Here is a 1,153-nt window from a genome sequence, read left to right as displayed (position 1 = left end):
CTAGTGCTCCGCGTGGGAAATGGTCATTGGGTTGCTGGGGTGAAATCATGGCGGCATGGTGAACCCTGCTGCTCCCGCATTGGTGTTGCGTGATGGTGATCGGGAGGAGCTCGAGCGGTTGACTCGCTCCTCGACGGCTCCGGCGGCGCTGGCGCAGCGGGCGCGGATCGTGCTGTTGGCGGCCGAGGGGGTTGCCAACGATCAGATCGTGGACCTGGTCGGGTGTGGCCGGCAGAAGGTGATGACCTGGCGGGGGCGCTATGCCGAGCTGGGTCTGGCCGGGCTGTCGGACTACCAGCGTCCGGGACGACCGCGCAGCATTGATCACGCCGCGATCGTGACCGCGACGTTGACCCCGCCGCCCAAGTCGCTGGGGGTGACCCACTGGTCCTCGCGGCTGCTGGCGGCTCGGTTGAAGGTCTCGGCCTCCACGGTGGTCACGGCCTGGCAGGACTACGGCATCAAACCGTGGCGCGCTCAGTCGTTCCGGTTCTCCACCGACCCCGAGCTGGAGGCCAAGGTGGTCGACATCGTCGGGTTGTACTTGAACCCGCCGGAGAACGCGGTCGTGCTCAGCGTGGACGAGAAGTCCCAGATCCAGGCGCTGGACCGGACGATGCCGGTGCTGCCATTGCAGCCCGGGCTGGTCGAGCGCCGCTCCCACGACTACGTGCGGCACGGCACCACGACCTTGTTCGCCGCCTTGGAGATCGCCACCGGCAAGGTCACCGCCGCGGTCAAGCCGCGGCACCGCAATCAGGAGTTCCTGGCCTTCCTCAAACAGATCGAGCGGGCCTACCGTCACGTCCTCGACCAGGACCGGAGGCCGGTCGAGCTGCATCTGGTGATGGACAACTACGCCGCCCACAAGCACCCCAACATCAAGACGTGGCTGGCCAAGAACCCGAGGTTCGTCATCCACTTCACCCCGACCCACGCCTCCTGGATGAACCTGGTCGAGGTGTGGTTCTCGATGATCGAGCGCCAAGCGATCCACCGAGGAGTGTTCACCTCGGTCAAGGACCTCAACGCCAAGATCCGCGCCTACATCGAGGGCTGGAACGACCGCTCGCACCCGTTCGTATGGACCAAGACTGCCGACGAGATCCTCAAGAAGGCCAACCGGATGAAGACTTCAAATGCGCGGCACTAG

At 65.3% G+C, this 1,153-nt stretch carries 1 protein-coding gene; it reads left to right on the top strand.

Annotated elements, in window-relative coordinates; all coding sequences use genetic code 11:
• Nucleotides 1–55: 55 nt before the first annotated feature.
• A complete protein-coding gene (locus ISU10_RS22680) occupies nt 56–1,153 on the top strand; it encodes an IS630 family transposase (protein WP_194698725.1) in 1,098 nt (365 codons plus the stop codon).

This window comes from Nocardioides agariphilus, from assembly GCF_015352445.1.
GTDB classification, from domain to species: domain Bacteria; phylum Actinomycetota; class Actinomycetes; order Propionibacteriales; family Nocardioidaceae; genus Nocardioides; species Nocardioides agariphilus.
This window is presented reverse-complemented; position numbering and strand designations above follow the sequence as displayed.

Coding starts and splice junctions, on each gene's coding strand:
- ISU10_RS22680 (WP_194698725.1), top strand. CDS start 56: ATGGTGAACCCTGCTGCTCCCGCATTGGTGTTGCGTGATGGTGATCGG.